General features: G+C 64.8%; 10 protein-coding genes and 3 rRNA genes (1 of these 13 only partly in view). 4 read left to right on the forward strand and 9 right to left on the reverse strand.

Features of this window, described 5'->3' with window-relative positions:
- Nucleotides 1–5: 5 nt before the first annotated feature.
- Together ASG79_RS14370 and ASG79_RS14375 are read right to left on the reverse strand one after the other, a co-directional pair.
- Nucleotides 6–815 carry an amino acid ABC transporter ATP-binding protein gene (locus ASG79_RS14370; protein ID WP_018772070.1) on the reverse strand — a complete coding sequence of 270 codons (810 nt, stop codon included), beginning with the start codon at nucleotides 813–815 and terminating at the stop codon, nucleotides 6–8.
- Nucleotides 815–1,837, reverse strand: a complete 1,023-nt coding sequence (locus tag ASG79_RS14375) for an amino acid ABC transporter permease (RefSeq protein WP_377204807.1) — start codon at nucleotides 1,835–1,837, stop codon at nucleotides 815–817. Before ASG79_RS14375 ends, ASG79_RS14370 begins: the two co-directional genes overlap by 1 nt.
- 322 nt (nucleotides 1,838–2,159) lie before the next feature.
- Between ASG79_RS14375 and ASG79_RS14380 the strand changes: the two genes are divergently transcribed.
- From ASG79_RS14380 to ASG79_RS14395, 4 genes are all read left to right on the forward strand, one after another.
- Entirely contained in the window at nucleotides 2,160–4,109 is a 1,950-nt protein-coding gene (locus ASG79_RS14380; RefSeq protein WP_056392037.1) for an FAD/NAD(P)-binding protein, read from the forward strand.
- Between the two features lie 36 nt (nucleotides 4,110–4,145).
- Nucleotides 4,146–4,697, forward strand: coding sequence for a GNAT family N-acetyltransferase (locus ASG79_RS14385; protein WP_056392039.1), 552 nt, complete (start codon nucleotides 4,146–4,148; stop codon nucleotides 4,695–4,697).
- Nucleotides 4,698–4,745: 48 nt separating this feature from the next.
- Nucleotides 4,746–6,518, forward strand: a complete 1,773-nt coding sequence (locus ASG79_RS14390) for a helicase HerA-like domain-containing protein (protein ID WP_056392040.1) — start codon at nucleotides 4,746–4,748, stop codon at nucleotides 6,516–6,518.
- Between the two features lie 167 nt (nucleotides 6,519–6,685).
- On the forward strand, nucleotides 6,686–7,678 hold the full coding sequence (locus ASG79_RS14395) for a hypothetical protein (RefSeq protein ID WP_196804800.1): 993 nt from the start codon (nucleotides 6,686–6,688) through the stop codon (nucleotides 7,676–7,678).
- A gap of 57 nt (nucleotides 7,679–7,735) precedes the next feature.
- On the opposite strand, the gene ASG79_RS14400 is transcribed toward ASG79_RS14395, so the two are convergent.
- The 7 genes from ASG79_RS14400 to ASG79_RS14430 all read right to left on the reverse strand — a co-directional run.
- Nucleotides 7,736–8,605 carry a type IV toxin-antitoxin system AbiEi family antitoxin domain-containing protein gene (locus tag ASG79_RS14400; protein WP_056392042.1) on the reverse strand — a complete coding sequence of 290 codons (870 nt, stop codon included), beginning with the start codon at nucleotides 8,603–8,605 and terminating at the stop codon, nucleotides 7,736–7,738.
- Nucleotides 8,606–8,773: 168 nt separating this feature from the next.
- Nucleotides 8,774–10,780, reverse strand: a complete 2,007-nt coding sequence (locus tag ASG79_RS14405) for an NHL domain-containing thioredoxin family protein (RefSeq protein ID WP_056392044.1) — start codon at nucleotides 10,778–10,780, stop codon at nucleotides 8,774–8,776.
- A complete protein-coding gene (locus tag ASG79_RS14410; protein WP_056392046.1) occupies nucleotides 10,780–12,957 on the reverse strand; it encodes a cytochrome c oxidase assembly protein in 2,178 nt (725 codons plus the stop codon). The genes ASG79_RS14405 and ASG79_RS14410 overlap by 1 nt, the downstream gene beginning before the upstream one ends.
- Nucleotides 12,958–13,137: 180 nt before the next feature.
- The gene (locus tag ASG79_RS14415; RefSeq protein WP_011693739.1) at nucleotides 13,138–13,422 is read right to left on the reverse strand and encodes an HU family DNA-binding protein; all 285 of its coding nucleotides are present in this window, start codon (nucleotides 13,420–13,422) and stop codon (nucleotides 13,138–13,140) included.
- A 410-nt stretch (nucleotides 13,423–13,832) separates the two neighbouring features.
- Nucleotides 13,833–13,949: ribosomal RNA gene (gene rrf, locus ASG79_RS14420) — 5S ribosomal RNA — on the reverse strand.
- A gap of 171 nt (nucleotides 13,950–14,120) precedes the next feature.
- Nucleotides 14,121–17,250 (reverse strand): 23S ribosomal RNA (locus ASG79_RS14425).
- Between the two features lie 516 nt (nucleotides 17,251–17,766).
- Nucleotides 17,767–18,374: ribosomal RNA gene (locus ASG79_RS14430) — 16S ribosomal RNA — on the reverse strand (it continues 915 nt past the right edge of the window).
- The 16S, 23S and 5S rRNA genes sit together here, the layout of an rRNA operon.

Consider the following 18,374-nt stretch of genomic DNA (forward strand, 5'->3'; position numbering starts at 1 on the left):
GGTCCTTAGATGTTGAAGGCCGGTTCCAGCACCTTGGAGAAGAAGCTCCGGGTGCGCGGTTCCTGGGGGTTGCTGAAAATTTCCTTGGGGGTGCCCTGTTCCACGATCTGGCCCTGGTCCATGAACACCACGGTGTCCGCCACGTCGCGGGCAAAGCCCATCTCGTGCGTGACGATGATCAGCGTGGTGCCGGAGGTGGCCAGTTCGCGGATGACGTCCAGCACTTCGTTGACCAGCTCGGGATCCAGGGCGGAGGTGGGCTCGTCGAACAGCAGGATCTTGGGGTCCAGGGCCAGGGCCCGGGCGATGGCCACGCGCTGCTGCTGGCCACCGGAGAGCTGGCGGGGGTAGGCGTCGGCCCGGTCCTTGAGCCCCACCCGGTCCAGGAGTTCCAGGCCGCGGCGGCGGGCCTCCTCCCTGGACCGCCCCTGCGCCACGACGGGTGCTTCCGCCACGTTCTCCAGGGCGGTGAGGTGCGGGAACAAGTTGAAGTTCTGGAACACCATGCCGATGTCGGTGCGCTGTTTCAGGATCTCCTTTTCCCGCAGCTCGTGCAGGCGGTCGCCGCGGAGTCTGTAGCCCACCAGCTGTCCGTCGATGGTGATGTGGCCGCCGTCCACCTTTTCCAGGTGGTTTATGGTGCGCAGCAGGGTGGATTTTCCGGAGCCGGAGGGGCCTACGATCACGGCCACCCCGCCCGGTTCCACGGTGAGGCTGACGCCTTTGAGGACTTCGGTGGCGCCGAAGGATTTGCGGACGCCGGTGATTTCCACCAGGCCGCGGGTGGCTGTGGGGGCGGTAAGGGTCTCAGTCATCAGGGGTTCCTCCGGTTGGGCACCGCCGCGTGGGTGGCGAAGAATTTACGGGCCTTCTGCAGGGGCGTCAGCGGCAGGCTCCGCACCGCGCCCCTGGAGTAGTGCCGTTCGATGTAGTACTGGAAGACGCTCAGCACGGAGGTGATCACGATGTACCAGAGCGTGGCCACCAGCAGCAGCGGCAGGACCTGCTGGGTGCGGTTGTAGATGACCTGGACGGTGTAGAACAGCTCCGAGTAGGCCAGCACGTAGACGATCGAGGTGCCCTTGACCAGGCCGATGATCTCGTTGAACGCGGTGGGCAGGATGGCGCGCATGGCCTGCGGCAGCACGATCCGCGTGGAGCGACGCCAGGCCGGGATGCCCAGGGCGGCCGCGGCCTCCAGCTGTCCCTGGTCCACGGACAGGATGCCGCCGCGGATGATTTCGGCCGAGTAGGCGGCCTGGTTCAGGGTCAGGCCCAGCACTGCTGCCGCAAACTGGCTGATCAGTGTGGTGGTCTGGACCTCGAAGAACCGGACGTCCGTGAACGGGATCCCCAGGCTGATTTTCTCGTACAAGTAGCCCAGGTTGTACCAAAGGAGCATCTGCACCAGCAGCGGCGTGGACCGGAAGATCCAGGAGAACGTCCAGGACACGGAGACCAGCAGCGGCGACGCCGAGAGCCGCATCAGCGCCAGGATGAAGCCGAGCACAAATCCGAGGACGCCGGAGATGGCGGTCAGCTTCAGCGTTTCCACCAGGCCGTTGACCACGGACTGGGCCGTGAACCACTGCGCCACCACGCCCCACTCCCAGCGCGGGTTGGTGGCCAGCGACCAGGCCACGGCCAGGACACCCAGGGCGACGACGGCAGTCCCCACCCAGCGCCACGGATGCTTGGCGGCCACCACGCGGTACGACGAATAGTCCGCGGGGACCCGTTCCGGGACGCCGGCCCTGCCCGGTGGCGCTGCCGGTGACGCTGCCGCGGGCTGTGCCGGCTGCGGCTGTGCCGGTTGCGGCTGCTTTGACTGCGCCACCCTGGTTGCTGAACTCACGGGGCCACCTCACTTCTCATTCCTGGACTGGAGCCGGACTGCCCGGCGTCGGGGCGGCTCGCCCCGGGGTGCTGGCTGCAAATCTAGGACCGGCCGAAACGGGCCAGCAAGGCGCATGGTTGCAATACTTCACGGGGCTTCGCACGGCGTCATGAGTCGGTTTTTTGCGTCCCTTAACGCGCCGTGACGCGGAGTTAACGGCCGTGACCAGGTGCTCGACCGCCGTCGTCACGGCTGCCTAGCATGGGCACTCCGACGGCCACTTCCGCGCCGTCCCCGCACCCACTTGCCGTCAGGAGAGCCCATGCCAGCCACCATCCCGGCCATCGTCTTCATCGGCGGCGGGCCGCGCACGGCGGGTGTGCTGGAACGGATCGCCGCCAACCGGCCGGACGTCTTCGCCGGGCCGCTGCAGATCCACGTGGTGGAGCCGCACATCCCGGGCTCGGGCCGCATCTGGCGGTACGACCAGGACCCCGGGCTCCTCCTCAACTCCATGGCCGCGGACATCACCATGTTCACGGACCAGTCGGTGGACTGCCAGGGCCCCGCCGCACCGGGCCCGGCGCTGGCCGAATGGGCCGCCGGCGTCCTGGACGCCTCCATCATCGACGTCCCGGATTTTCCCCAGCCGCTGTGGGACCAGCTGCGGTCCCTGACCGGCACCACCTTTCCCACCCGCCAGCTGCAGAGCCAGTACCTGGAGTGGTTCTTCCGCCGCGCCGCCAGGTCCCTGGGCCGCAGCGTCACGGTCCACCGGACCACCGCAGTGGGCATTACGGAACTGAAAGGCGGCGGCCACCAGGTTGGGCTGGCCAACGGCCGGACCCTGCACGCGGACATCGTGGTGACCGCCCTGGGCCACACCGATTCCCTCCCGGACGCCGTGTCCGCCGGCTTCACGGACTTCGCCGCCCGGCACGGCGGCTGCCACGCGGCACCCAGCTACACCACCGACGTCGACTACTCCCCCATTGCCCCCGGACAGGACGTCATCGTCGCCGGGATGGGCCTGGCGTTCGTGGACCTGCTGGTCCTCCTGATGGAAGGGCGCGGCGGCAGGTTCCAGGAAACGTCCGACGGCGGGCTGCGCTACCTTCCGTCCGGACGGGAACCGGTGCTGTGGGCCGGCTCCCGGCGGGGAGTGCCGTACCACTCCAAGATTTCCGCTGCCCTCCGGGGGCAGGCTCCCGGGCCGTTGCGGTTCTTTACGGCCGCCGCCGTGGATGCGCTGCTGCAGCAGCATGGCGAGCTGGACTTCCACCGGCATCTCTGGCCCCTGATCGCCAAGGAAGCCGGCTACTACTATTACCGCGAGCTTCTGACCGGAAGCCCTGAACGCGCCGCCATGGGCTGGGACGGGTTCACCTCCGCCTATGCGGGACTGGACTGGTACAGCCCCGGGCGGAAAGACCTGGTGGCCGCAGCGGTCCCTGACGCCGGCCTGCACCTGGACCTGGAGCGGCTGGACCGCCCCTTCGACGGCCGCCGCTTCAGCGATCACGCGGAAGTCCAGGACGCGGTGGCCGGATACATCGAGCAGGACCTGGCTCTGCGGGACAGCCCTGACCACCCCGAAACCCTTGCCCTGTTCCTGGCCCTGCTGCACGTCTATATGGAGGTGGGGCGCGTAGTCCCGCCCGAGCGGCTGAACGCACGCTCGCAGCAGGTCATCCACGGCTGGTGGCACGGCTTCTTCAGCTTCGTGGACTCCGGTCCGCCGCCGCACCGGCTCCGCCAGGTCCTGGCGCTGCACCGGGCCGGCCTGCTGCAGTTCCTGGGTCCCGGCCTCCAGGTCTCCGCCGATGAGGCCACCGGGCTTTTTGTTGCTTCGTCCGCCCAGTCCGGGGTGACCGTCACGGCGAAGGCCCTGATCGAGGCGCGGCTGCCGGCCACGTCCGTGGCCCGCTCGCTGAACCCCGTGCTCGCCTCCCTGCACGGGAGCGGCCTGGGCAGCGAGCAGCAGCTGCTGACCTCCGACGGCATCCACTCCACCGGGAAACTCCTGGTGTCCCCGCAGCACCAGCTGGTGGGGGCCGGCGGCAAGCCGCACACCACCCTTTTCGGCGTCGGCCCGGGAACATCGGGCTGGGGCGCGGGCGCCTTTGCCCGGCCCAACACGAACGCCGCGCCGTTCCGCGAGAACGATGCCCTGGCCCGGACCATCCTCCGCATTGCCCGCGGCGTGGCTGCCGGGGATGTGTCTGCCCCGGCCGCCATGACTCCGGAACCAGCCGCCGCCGGACAGAACTGACCGGCAACAATAACGACCAGTGACAAGGAATAACCAGTGACCGCAGAACCACACCTTCGTCCCAGGCCGCTTGATCCCGCCAGCCTGGTGGTCCTCAACCTGCCCATGCACGATCCGCGCGTCCGGCCGCTCCTGGACGAGCTCGCCGTCGAATACGACACCCGCTACGGGGACCTGTTCGGCCGCACGGCTGCCGCAGAGGAACTGAACCGCTACACCGCCGCGGAATTCGAGGGACCGCACGGAGCCCTCCTGGTCATCCAGGAGGACGGCAAGTCGATCGCCGGCGGCGCGTTCCGCCGGTATGACGAAACCACCGCGGAACTGAAGCGGATCTGGACGCACTCGGCCCACCGCCGTCGTGGTCTGGGCAGGCTGGTGCTGGCCGAGCTGGAAGCCCTGGCTGCCGCCCGCGGCTACACCCGGCTGTACCTCACCACGGGCCCGCGGCAGCCCGAAGCCAAGGACCTTTACCTCACCACCGGCTACCAGGCACAGTTCGACCTCGACGCCGATCCGGAAACCATCGGACCACTGGCGTTCACCAAGGAGCTCGCCCCGGTTCCGCGGAATTCCCGGCCGGACTGACCGCCCGGCCACCGCCCCATCCGGGGCCGCCGCGGTTATGCTGGCGCCATGGCCTCCAAAACCACAGCAGAGAAGCTTGCCACCATCCAGAAGGGCTACACGCTCGAAGGCGCCACCATCGAGCTGGGGGCCGCCATCATCGACGGCGAGCTCCACAAGGACGCGCCGGTGCGGCTGCCGCTGGCCATGATGAACAGGCACGGGCTGGTGGCCGGCGCCACCGGAACGGGCAAGACCGTCACCCTGCACATGATGGCCGAACAGCTGTCCACAGCCGGCGTCCCCGTCTTCCTGGCCGACATCAAGGGCGACCTTTCCGGCCTGGCGACTGCCGCCGCCGGCAGCGACAAGCTCACCGCACGCACGCAAAGCATCGGCCAGCCGTGGCAGGGCAAGGCGTTTCCGGTGGAGTTCCTGGCGCTGGGCGGGGACGGCAACGGTGTTCCTGTGCGCGCCACCGTGTCCTCGTTCGGGCCCATCCTGCTCTCGCGCATCATGGAACTGAACGACACGCAGGAATCGAGCCTGCAGCTGGTGTTCTATTTTGCGGACAAGAACGGCCTGGAGCTGATCGACCTCAAGGACCTCCGCGCCGTCATCCAGTTCCTCACCTCGGACGAGGGCAAGGACCAGCTGGAGGAACTGGGCGGGCTGTCCAAGGCGACCGCCGGGGTGATCCTCCGCGAACTGGTGGGCCTCGAGGCGCAGGGGCTGGAAAAGTTCTTCGGTGAGCCGGAGTTCGATACCGCCGAGCTGCTGCGCACCGCCCCCGACGGCCGCGGCGTGGTCACCTGCCTGGAGCTGCCCACCCTGCAGACCAAGCCCATGCTGTTCTCCACCTTCCTGATGTGGCTGCTGGCGGACCTGTTCGAGGACCTTCCGGAGGCCGGCGACCTGGACAAGCCCAAACTCGTGTTCTTCCTGGACGAGGCCCACCTGCTGTTCAACGGGGCCAGCAAGGCCTTCTTTGACGCCATCACCACCACCGTCCGGCTCATCCGGTCCAAGGGGGTGGGCATCTTCTTCGTCACCCAGACACCCAAGGACGTCCCCGCCGATGTCCTGGGCCAGCTGGCCAACCGGGTGCAGCACGCCCTCCGCGCGTTCACCCCCGAGGACGCCAAGGCGCTCAAAGCCACGGTGTCCACGTTCCCGGTCAGCGATTACGACCTCGAAGAGACCCTCACCTCAGCGGGTATCGGCGAGGCCGTCATTACCGTCATGAACGAAAAGGGCGCGCCCACGCCGGTGGCCCTCACCCGGCTCCGGGCACCCGAGTCCTTGATGGGCCCCAGCGAGGAGACCCTGGTGCGCAGCACGGTGGCCGGTTCCGCGCTGCTGGGCAAGTACGGAACAGCGGTGGACAACCCCTCCGCCTACGAAAAGCTCACCGGCAAGGCGGCCGCGCCCACGGGTCCGGCGGCCGACACCCCGGCCGGGGAACCTGCGGCGCCCGCCGGCTACGACGTGGACGCCGAAGCCCGCCGGATCGAGGAGGAAATCCTGGGCCGGCCCAGCAGCAGGCCGCCGCAGGCCCCGGTTCCCGCGCAGGATCCTGAACCCCAGTACGGCGGCGCGGAGGACGGGGAGGCGAGTGAAACGCCACGGCGGGCCAAGGCCCCCCGGGCACCGCGGTCCCGGCAGCCGCAGTCGCGGGAGCCCGAGCCGCAACCGGGCGGCATGATGGGCGACCTCGGCGGAGTGCTCGGCGGCGCCCTGGGCGGCGGACTCAAGAGCATGGCACGGTCCATGGGCACCCAGTTGGGGCGCGAACTGCTCCGCGGCGTGTTCGGCACATCGTCCCGGCGCCGCCGCCGCTGACCTTGCCGCGCCCACCCTGCAACGGGTGTCCCGGGAACCGCCAAGGCTCGTGTCAATGCCGGCCCGGCCACCCGCCGTCGGGCATTAACCGGGTGTTGCCCGGCAAGATAGGGGGGACGCCAACTTTAGTGTGCGTCCGCACTGCCGTTACTGTAAGGAACGTGCAGATGAGTCAAGCGTTGGTGAGGATCGCGGCCGGATGGCTGCTGGGCCTCATGCTTGCCATCGCCGGAGCCATCGTGGCCATCAACGTTGTGAACAACACCGTGGCCAGCCCGCAGCAGCCGGTACGGGAATACCTGGATGCTTTGAGGAGCGGAGACGGCGGGCGTGCACTCGGACTCCTGCGGGCCGCGGTCCCGCCCAGCAATGCTGCAATGCTGGATGGCCCCGGGCTGCAGACGGCGGCGTCCCGTGTAGCGAACATCAAGATCGGCGACCCTGAGGAACGTCCGAACAACCAGGTCACGGTGCCCCTGGAGTACACCATCGACGGCAGCCGGCTGCACACTGACTTCCTCCTGCAGAAGACCGGCACCGAGTGGCTGTTCTTCAACACCTGGGCGTTTGTCCCGTCCCGGCTGCCCACCGTTGATATCACCGTGGTCAACGGCAACGAGGCTGACGTCAACGGCGTCCCGGTCAATATGCCCAACGGCCGCAACTCCTTTGCCGTGTTCTACCCGGGCGAATACGAGGCGTCCCTGGACGGACAGTACTTCTCGGCACCCGCCACCAGGGCCACCGTCACCTCCAAGGACGCCCCGGTGGCGCCCCTCAACCTGTTGACCCAGGCCACGGACAAGCTGAAGAACGACGTTGCAGCCAAGATCCGGGAGTTCCTGGACGGCTGCGCGGCGGAGGCCGTCAAGGAACAGAAGCTCCAGCCGGACTGCCCCTTCTACTACACCAGCAACAACAGGGTCCAGGACGGCACCATCCGGTGGACCGTGACCAAGTACCCGGGTGTATCAGTGGAGCCGTTCGACGGCCGCTGGGTGGTGGCGCCCCTGGACGGCAAGGCCAAGGTGGAGGCGCTCCAGCAGAACTCGTTCACCGGGGCCTGGTACCCGCTGGACGCAGAGGTGGACTTCAGCTTCACCACCCGCCTGGACGTCTCCGGCGACACCGTCAAGGTCACCCCGATGCTGAGCTTCTAGGCCCTGCTTCCAAAGTGGCCCAGTTTTGGTCCCCTAGTTGACGTGCTGCCCGGAGTTTTAGACCCAGTCCTGTCGAAAACTGGGCTGGTTCGGCTGCGGCCACCGCAGCGAACCCCGCGCCAGCACCTCCCGCACCTGCGCCAAGACGGACTCCGGCGCGTAAACCACATCGTCGTAGAAGAATCTGAGCACGGGCAGGCCCCGACGTATTGCGGCGTTATCCCTGCGGCGGTCCTTCTTGTATTGCCGTGGCTCCATGTGGAAGGCGATTCCATCGATCTCGACGATGAGGAATCCCTCCAGGAGGAAGTCCACACGTCCTATTCCCTCGATCCACACTTGCGTCTCCGTGGCTATCCCGGCATCCCTGAACAGCACCCGGGCCAGGGTTTCCAGGAGGGAGTCCGCGCCACGCTCAACCTTGGACAGAACCTGCCGCGCCTTGCCGCATCGATTGCCATCCAAGAGGCGGAAGAGATGGCCGGGCTCAATGTCTCCGCGGTTATAGGCGCATTCCACCATGACCACGGATTCGAGTTCCGGCAGGCACAGCAGCGCGTGGAGCAGGACGTCGGGCAGTGCTGCAAGCGTCCTGTGCTGCGGCTGCTGGGTCAGGGGAAGCCTGTGGCTGACACATCGGGCTGCACTCCGCCCATTGCTGTGCCAGTAATGGGGCGTCGCGGCGGAACGCAGCTGCCATAGGCCGTATTTCGGGGCTGCGGAGGCACATGTCAGGAGACCGCGGGCCATGCCGGCAGCCATCAGCTCCGGATCAGCGCCCGCCACGGCCAAGACGCCCCGCTCCAGGCGTACCACCCGGCCGCTCCGGACCGCCCGCCGAAGCGCCGTTTCCGTAGCCCCTGCGGCCAGCACGTCACGCCGCAGCAGTACTCCCCCGGCCGACCTGAGGATCTCTGTAGGGTCCATGTGGCCACAATGCCTGCCTGCCCTGGCCTGCGGCAGAAGTAACGGAGGCTATGTGGACAACGGCGCGTCCAGACTGGCCCAGTTTTCGGGGAGCAGAGACAGGACTGGCCCGGTCTTCAGGGCACGACGCTCTGGAAACCGGGCCAGTTCATCAAAACCAGCGGAGGGTCAGTCCATTCCGCGCAGGTCCAGGACCAGTTCCGTGTCACCATCGGCCTGCAGGACCACAGGGATGCCCCAGTCCTGCTGGTACAGGTGGCAGGCGGCGTGGTCGGGGATCTCCCCGTCCTCGGTCTCGGGGCCGTCGCAGGCCGCGGCGCGGGCGGTAATGTGCAGCACGCCCTCGGGCACGTCCGGGGACAGCTCCAGGGTGCGCTGCAGTCCCACGGAGGTTCCGCCGCCGGAGACCAGCAGCCCGGGAGGCGTGGAGGAGATCTTCAGCTGGGTGGGGTCACCCCAGCGGTCGTCGAGCTTCTGGCCCGTGGGCGCCGTGAAGCGGACGGTCAGGTCCAGCGCGCCGGGCGCCACCGGGCTCTTGGGCCGGTGGGTCTGGGATGCGCCCTCATCGACCTGCTGTGCTTCCTTGGGAATGGGCACGTAGACGATCTGGTGCTTGTTGGCCTCCACCACTACCAGCAGGGGCTCGGAACCGGCCGAGTGGGTGTGGTCCACGATCACGTCGGAGGGCTCGGCCAAACCTCGTGCCAGGGTGGACACGGTGCCGGATGCGGGGTCGTAGCGGCGGACGGCACCGTTGTATGTGTCCGCGATCGCCACGGAGCCGTCGGGCAGGACGGTCACGCCCAGCGGGTGCTGCAGGCGTGCGTCGGCGGCCGGGCCGTCGCGGAAGCCGAAGTCGAACAGGCCCTTGCCTACTGCAGACTCCACGGTGACCTTCCCGGAATCGTCAACCACCAGCTTCCGCAGTGCGGAGGTCTCCGAATCAGCCACCCAGATGTTGCCGTCGGCGTCCTCGGCCACGCCTGAGGGCTGGGCGAACCAGGATTCGTGCGCGGCGCCGTCCAGCAGGCCCTCAAGCCCGTTGCCCGCGATGATGTCCACTTCGCCGCCCACAGGGTCGAAGCTGAAGATCTGGTGCGTACCGGCCATCGCGACCACCACGGCGTTCAGCTTCCGTGACCACACCACGTCCCAGGGAGAGCTCAGGGAGACTTCGAGCGGGTGCTCGCTCAGCTTGCCCGTGAACCCCGCGGCGTCCTCGTCCACGCGGGCGGGGCCGGTCTCCAGCAGGCGTTGGATCCCGTTGCCGGCCAGCGTGGACGCCTTGCCGTCCGTGAGCGACAGTCCGCGCAGGCGGTGGTTGACGGAGTCAGCAATTACGACGTCGTAGCCCACCTTGGCTGCCACATCTTCGGGCAGCAGGACCAGGCCCTGGGGTTCGTTGAACTGGACGGTGGCCGTGTCACCGGCGGCGGGACCGTCGGCATAGCCCTTGGTGCCCGAGCCAAAGGTTGCCAGCACCGTGTGGAAGTCGGTGTCCAGTTCCACCAGCCGGTGGTGGCCGGTGTCGGTGACCAGCCAGGTGCCGGACGTCGGGGCACCTGCGGACGTGCCGCCGTCGGGCGCTGCCCCTGAAGCAGACCCGCGGCCGGCGGGCAGGAACAGCGCCTTGCCGGGGAAGCGAAGGGTGCCGGAGGTTGCCTCGGGCGCCACGTACGGGCCGGAGCCGCGGTGCAGGGTGCCCTTGGCTTCGTGTTCGGCGATGAGCTCGGGGATCAGCACGGCGAGCCCGTCCGCGTGGCCCTCGCCGGAGAGGTGCGCCACGATGTAGCCCTCGGGGTCGATGACCACCAGGGTGGGCCAGGCACGGGCGGTGTAGGCCTTCCAGGTGTCCAGCTCTGGATCATCCAGGACGGGGTGGTGGATCTCGTACCGCTCCACGGCCGCGGCCAGCGCCACCGGGTCCGCCTCGTGCTCGAACTTGGGCGAGTGGACGCCCACCGTCACCAGGACATCGGAGTACTGCTCCTCCAGCGGCCGAAGCTCGTCCAGGACGTGCAGGCAGTTGATGCAGCAGAAGGTCCAGAAGTCCAGCAGCACGATCTTGCCGCGCAGGGCCTCCAGGTCCAGGGTCTTGCCGCCGGTGTTCAGCCAGTTGCGGCCTACCAGTTCGGAGGCCCGGACCCGGGCATGCGTGCGTACGGTTTCGCTCATCAGCGTCCTTCCAGCTTGTTGCGTTCAGCCAGCTTGGCGTCGCGTTCGGCCAATTTGGCAAACATATCGTTGTAAGCGGTCAGATCGGCGTCGTTATTCCTGTCCGCCGCGCGGTCCACGCGTTTGGTCTCCCGCTGGTCGGACCTGGACCACATGATGGCGACGCCGATCGCCACCAGCAGCGTTGGCACCTCACCGATGCCCCAGGCCACCGCGCCGCCGGTCTGCTGGTCGACGAGGGCCGACGGTCCCCAGGCGCGGCCAAGGTTGCCGAAGTAGTCCGCGGCCAGCAGCCCGGTGCCGCCCATGATGGAGACCCCGAAGAAGGCATGGAAGCCCATGGTGGCCAGCAGCAGGAGCAGCCGCATGGGGTACGGCGCACGGCGCGGCAGCGGGTCCGTGCCGATCATGCTGAGCACAAAGATGTACCCGGTGAGCAGGAAGTGCAGGTTCATCAGCTCGTGGCCCACATGCTCGCGCATGGCGAAGCCAAACAGGTCCGAGTAGTAGAACAGCACGATCGAGCCGGCGAAGTTGGCAGCGGCGAACAGCGGGTGGGTGACCAGCTGAGAGAACTTCGAATGGACGAAGACCAGCAGCCATTCGCGCATCCCGCGTGAGCCGTCGCCGCGGGCGGGCAGCGCACGCAGGGCCAGGGTCACGGGGGCGCCCAGCACCAGGAAGATCGGGGCAACCATGGTCAGGGCCATATGGTCCACCATGTGCGCGGAGAACAGGACGCGGCCATAGACCGACGGCGGCCCGGACGTGATGAACGTCAGGACCACCAGGCCGACGACCCAGTTCAGGGACCGGAACCACTGCCAGGAATCGCCCCGGCGGCGGACCTTGGCCACGCCCAGGAAGTAGGTGGCCAGGCCGAAGAGGGCCACGCCCACCCAGAGCCAGTCCAGCCGCCACTCGGTCAACCAGCGTTCGGGCGTCAGCTCCGGGGGCAGCTCGTAGCCGCTGAGGATGAAGGCGGGCGAGGCATCGGCCGCCACTTCCGTTGGCTGCGGCGGCGCCGAGCGGCCCAGGGCCACGGCGATGCCCGAGGTGGCACCCATGACCAGCAGCTCAGCCAGCACCAGCTGCCAGAGGACCCGCCGCGAGGACAGGGTGGAGCCCTTGCGGCCTAGCCGCGGGATGACCCACTGCCGGTGCATGAAGCCGATGCCGCCCAGGACCACCGCGGCGGCAGTCTTGGCCAGGATCAGCTGGCCGTACGCCGAGCCGAAGAGATCATGCCAGCTGGTGACGCGGATGCTGGCGTTGATGATGCCCGAGGCGAAGACCAGCACGAACGCGAAGCCGGCCAGGGTGGAGAACCGCCGGAGCGTGGGTTCGGTGATATCCGTGGCTGCCCCGGCCTTGGACCCCGTGAGGATCCCGGACAGCAGGGCCAGGATGATGATGCCGCCCACCCAGGTGCTCACGCCCACCAGGTGCAGGCCGAGTGAGTTGATGGCGCCCTCGTGGTCCGAAGAGCTCGACGAGTGTCCGATCAGGGCGGTGGGGACCAGGCCGATGAGGGCCAGGATGAGGGTCAGGGCGAGGCCGCCCAGGGACCTGACGCCGAACAGCGCGGTGGTCACCACGGCGGCAATGATGATGACGGCAAGCCATGCCCGGCCCGTTTCGATGTCCGTCATGAAGTACACCAGGGCCTGGGTGAACGCGGGATCGCCGGACAGCCCCTGCCCTGCTACGTCGGCATAGGTGAGCACCAGGACTGCGATGGCGGACAAGGTCCACACGGCGCCCGCGACGGCCGCCACAGCGAGCACGCGGGTGAAGGCGGGATGTTCGGGCGCACCTCCGGCTGGTGGAGTTTCCCGGTCCCGGCCCCGCACGGCACTGTTCCGGGGGTTCAGGTTTTTGGGGAGGATGCCGACGGCGAAGATCAGGCCTCCGACGACGGTCGCCAGGGAAACGTTATGGATTGCCTTGCTGACGGGCAGGCCCCACCGCACCAGGGCGCCGGGGTCGGCGACGCTGCGCGCCGCTGCAGCGCCGGAGAAGATCAGTGCTGCTGCAAGGGCCAGGAAGAGTGCTGCCAGGCCTGCAAGCTGCCAGGGCACGGGGATCCCCCGGCTTCCGGCGTCCCGGACCGCAGCTCCCTTGCCAGGATCGGACTGGGGCGCGGTGGAACGTGGAGTTGCGGCGGAAGACACCATTCCATTGTCCGCTACGCCTGCCTGCGCCGCGAATCCGGGTTGTATGCCAGTGAGCAGTTGGAGCCGGGGAGCGGTTGGAGCCGGGGAGCGGTTGGAGCCGGGCCGTTAAAGCAAAGGAGCGGCAACCCGATGGGTTGCCGCTCCTTGTTCCAGCCGGCTGCATGCCGGGAGGGACAAGCTTTACTTCTTGGAGACTGCAGCCTTCAGCTTGGAGCCGGCGGTCAGCTTGACGCTGTGGCCTGCTGCGATCTGGATGGTTTCGCCGGTCTGCGGGTTGCGACCGGTGCGTGCTGCACGGTCAGTGCGCTCGACGGCGAGCCAGCCCGGGATGGTGATCTTCTCGCCCGCGGCGACAGAAGTCTCGAAAACCTCGAACAGTGCATCGAGGACGGAGTTGACGGCAGCCTGGCTGGTGCCGGCCTTGCCTGCTACCTCTGCAACAAGTTCACTACGGTTCTTAGCCATTTATGTCCTCCTGGACGATTCTGATTCTGGAGCCTGCACGCGGCATGCGCACAAGCCACTGTCCGAAAACTTACCAGCTTGGGCGCTTCCGGTCCGCAAATTCCGCGTGTTTCCGCGACTTTTTGAGGTTAATCACCGATTCCGGGGCCCATTTTCAGCCCTTGGAGGAAGGCTTTGCGCTTCCTGCCGGGTTTCCTGGGACGCCGCGTTCGGTTTCCAGATGGGGAGTTGGGGTTAAATGTGGGAGGCCCCAACCTGGTGGTTGGGGCCTCGACCAATGTGTGTCCGGCGGTGACCTACTCTCCCACACCCTCCCGGGTGCAGTACCATCGGCGCTGTGGGTCTTAGCTGGTGACGCCCACGATTCCAAAGCGCGGAGCGGATTCCCGGAGCAGCGCCCACCAATGTGTGTCCGGCGGTGACCTACTCTCCCACACCCTCCCGGGTGCAGTACCATCGGCGCTGTGGGTCTTAGCTTCCGGGTTCGGAATGGGACCGGGCGTTTCCCCCACGCTATGACCGCCGTAACCCTTGTACCCGCCCGCCCGGTGTTTTGTTCGGGGGTGGGAAGTCTGGTGGTTACAACATTGTGGTGTTGTTATTCAGTTGTGGTGGTTCCGTGCCGTGACAACCCSKGTGTTGGGGGTTGTTGGTTGGGAACCACATAGTGGACGCAAGCAGAGTTTGTATGTATCTGTGTGGTGTAAGTTGTTGGCCTATTAGTACCGGTCAGCTTCACGAGTCGTTAGTCCTCGCTTCCACATCCGGCCTATCAACCCAGTGGTCTGGCTGGGGGCCTCTCACACCCGAGGGTGTATGGAAATCTCATCTCGAAGCGAGCTTCCCGCTTAGATGCTTTCAGCGGTTATCCCATCCGAACGTAGCTAATCAGCGGTGCACTTGGCAGTACAACTGACACACCAGAGGTTCGTCCGTCCCGGTCCTCTCGTACTAAGGACAGCCCTTCTCAAATTTCCTGCGCGCGCAGCGGATAGGGACCGAACTGTCTCACGACGTTCTAAACCCAGCTCGCGTACCGCTTTAATGGGCGAACAGCCCAACCCTTGGGACCTACTCCAGCCCCAGGATGCGACGAGCCGACATCGAGGTGCCAAACCATGCCGTCGATATGGACTCTTGGGCAAGATCAGCCTGTTATCCCCGAGGTACCTTTTATCCGTTGAGCGACGGCCATTCCACAATGTACCGCCGGATCACTAGTCCCGACTTTCGTCCCTGCTCGAGATGTCTCTCTCACAGTCAAGCTCCCTTGTGCACTTACACTCGACACCTGATTGCCAACCAGGCTGAGGGAACCTTTGGGCGCCTCCGTTACTTTTTAGGAGGCAACCGCCCCAGTTAAACTACCCATCAGGCACTGTCCCTGACCCGGATTACGGGCCGAAGTTAGATGTCCAAAGTGACCAGAGTGGTATTTCAACGATGACTCCACCCGAACTGGCGTCCGGGCTTCAACGTCTCCCACCTATCCTACACAAGCCACTCCGAACACCAATACCAAACTATAGTAAAGGTCTCGGGGTCTTTCCGTCCTGCTGCGCGTAACGAGCATCTTTACTCGTACTGCAATTTCGCCGAGTTTATGGTTGAGACAGCGGGGAAGTCGTTACTCCATTCGTGCAGGTCGGAACTTACCCGACAAGGAATTTCGCTACCTTAGGATGGTTATAGTTACCACCGCCGTTTACTGGGGCTTAAATTCTCAGCTTCGCCTTGCGGCTAACCGGTCCTCTTAACCTTCCAGCACCGGGCAGGAGTCAGTCCGTATACATCGTCTTGCGACTTCGCACGGACCTGTGTTTTTAGTAAACAGTCGCTTCCCCCTGGTCTCTGCGGCCCCGATCCCCTCCACACCGCAAAGGGTGTATCAAGGTTGGGGCCCCCCTTCTCCCGAAGTTACGGGGGCATTTTGCCGAGTTCCTTAACCATAATTCTCTCGATCGCCTTGGTATTCTCTACCTGATCACCTGTGTCGGTTTGGGGTACGGGCGGCTAAAACCTCGCGTCGATGCTTTTCTCGGCAGCATAGGATCACCAAATCCCCCCAAACGGGGGTCCCATCAGATCTCAGGCACCATGAGTGGCGGATTTGCCTACCACTCGCCCTACATCCTTAGACCGGGACAACCATCGCCCGGCTCGGCTACCTTCCTGCGTCACACCTGTTAATACGCTTGCCTCCCGGGATCAGGTCCTGCGCTCCACCAAAACCCTCACACCACAAGGGCGCTCGGGCAGGCTTCGGGCAGTTAGTATCCCCCGCTCAGCATGGGCGGTTTTTCGCCGGTACGGGAATATCAACCCGTTGTCCATCGACTACGCCTGTCGGCCTCGCCTTAGGTCCCGACTTACCCAGGGCAGATTAGCTTGACCCTGGAACCCTTGATCATTCGGCGGACGGGTTTCTCACCCGTCTTTCGCTACTCATGCCTGCATTCTCACTCGTGTAGGCTCCACCGCTGGTTTACACCGCGACTTCACCGCCCACACGACGCTCCCCTACCCATCCACACGCCTGAACCACAAGGGCTTAGCTAAAATGTGAATGCCACAACTTCGGCGGTGTACTTGAGCCCCGCTACATTGTCGGCGCGGAATCACTTGACCAGTGAGCTATTACGCACTCTTTTAAGGGTGGCTGCTTCTAAGCCAACCTCCTGGTTGTCTGGGCAACTCCACATCCTTTCCCACTTAGCACACGCTTAGGGGCCTTAGTTGGTGGTCTGGGCTGTTTCCCTCTCGACTATGAAGCTTATCCCCCACAGTCTCACTGCTGCGCTCTCACTTACCGGCATTCGGAGTTTGGCTGACGTCAGTAACCTTGTAGGGCCCATTAGCCATCCAGTAGCTCTACCTCCAGCAAGAAACACGCAACGCTGCACCTAAATGCATTTCGGGGAGAACCAGCTATCACGAAGTTTGATTGGCCTTTCACCCCTACCCACAGCTCATCCCCTCCATTTTCAACTGAAGTGGGTTCGGTCCTCCACGACGTCTTACCGTCGCTTCAACCTGGCCATGGGTAGATCACTTCGCTTCGGGTCTAGATCACGCCACTCACACGCCCTATTCAGACTCGCTTTCGCTACGGCTGCCCCACACGGGTTAACCTCGCGACGTAACACTAACTCGCAGGCTCATTCTTCAAAAGGCACGCCGTCACCAGAATCAGACTGGCTCCGACGGATTGTAAGCACACGGTTTCAGGTACTGTTTCACTCCCCTCCCGGGGTACTTTTCACCTTTCCCTCACGGTACTGGTCCGCTATCGGTCATTAGGGAGTATTTAGGCTTATCAGGTGGTCCTGACAGATTCGCACGGGATTTCTCGGGCCCCGTACTACTTGGGATACTCTCACAGGCGGTACAAACACATTACGGTTACGGGACTAACACCCTCTCTGGCCGGCCTTTCAAAACCGTTCACCTATGCGCGCACATCACACCCCACCAGCCCGGCAGAACTGGTATGGAAAGTCCCACAACCCCGACCATGCAACGCCCGCCGGCTATCACACATGGAACGGTTTAGCCTGATCCGCGTTCGCTCGCCACTACTAACGGAATCACTATTGTTTTCTCTTCCTGCGGGTACTGAGATGTTTCACTTCCCCGCGTTCCCCCCACGCACCCTATGTGTTCAGGTACGGGTCACCGAGTCACTCGCGCGCTCGGCGGGGTTTCCCCATTCGGACACCCTGGGATCACAGTCCGGTTATCGACTCCCCCAGGCTTATCGCAGATTCCTACGTCCTTCTTCGGCTCCTAATGCCAAGGCATCCACCGTGTGCTCTTAAAAACTTGACCACAAAGATCAAAAACATTTCTCGAGAGAACCACAGAAACCAACCACACCCCAACACCCAAAGGGCATCAACAGCGCAGCCAGATCCAGGTTCATTAATCTTGGAAATTGCTTCTTATACAAGATGCTCGCGTCCACTATGTAGTTCTCAAACAACAACCCCACACCACACACCCCACACACCCACAACAGGCGCACGGAACGTCACGGCAGGGAAACCAGAAACAAACAAACCCGACAAGGAACCACCACGACCAARGCCGCAGCAACCCCTCCCCGGCCCTGTTGCCTCAGGACCCAACAGTGTGCCAAACACTAAACCACGCATCCCCGCGCCCACCGTTCCAGAACCATCACTGGCTCGTACTAGACAAGACAAAAAAACACGCAGCCGCTATTTGCTGATATTCCACCCATGAGCACCCGCCACGGAACAATCGTCCATGCTGCGGGCTTGCTTCCTGACAACCCCCCACACCGGCATTCACCAGCACAGAAGAGTTGGAGGTGCTCCTTAGAAAGGAGGTGATCCAGCCGCACCTTCCGGTACGGCTACCTTGTTACGACTTAGTCCCAATCGCCAGTCCCACCTTCGACAGCTCCCTCCCACAAGGGGTTAGGCCACCGGCTTCGGGTGTTACCAACTTTCGTGACTTGACGGGCGGTGTGTACAAGGCCCGGGAACGTATTCACCGCAGCGTTGCTGATCTGCGATTACTAGCGACTCCGACTTCATGGGGTCGAGTTGCAGACCCCAATCCGAACTGAGACCGGCTTTTTGGGATTAGCTCCACCTCACAGTATCGCAACCCTTTGTACCGGCCATTGTAGCATGCGTGAAGCCCAAGACATAAGGGGCATGATGATTTGACGTCGTCCCCACCTTCCTCCGAGTTGACCCCGGCAGTCTCCTATGAGTCCCCACCATCACGTGCTGGCAACATAGAACGAGGGTTGCGCTCGTTGCGGGACTTAACCCAACATCTCACGACACGAGCTGACGACAACCATGCACCACCTGTAAACCAGCCCCAAAGGGGAAACCACATTTCTGCAGCGGTCCGGTTCATGTCAAGCCTTGGTAAGGTTCTTCGCGTTGCATCGAATTAATCCGCATGCTCCGCCG

Source organism: Arthrobacter sp. Soil761 (assembly GCF_001428325.1).
Classification (GTDB): Bacteria; Actinomycetota; Actinomycetes; order Actinomycetales; family Micrococcaceae; genus Arthrobacter.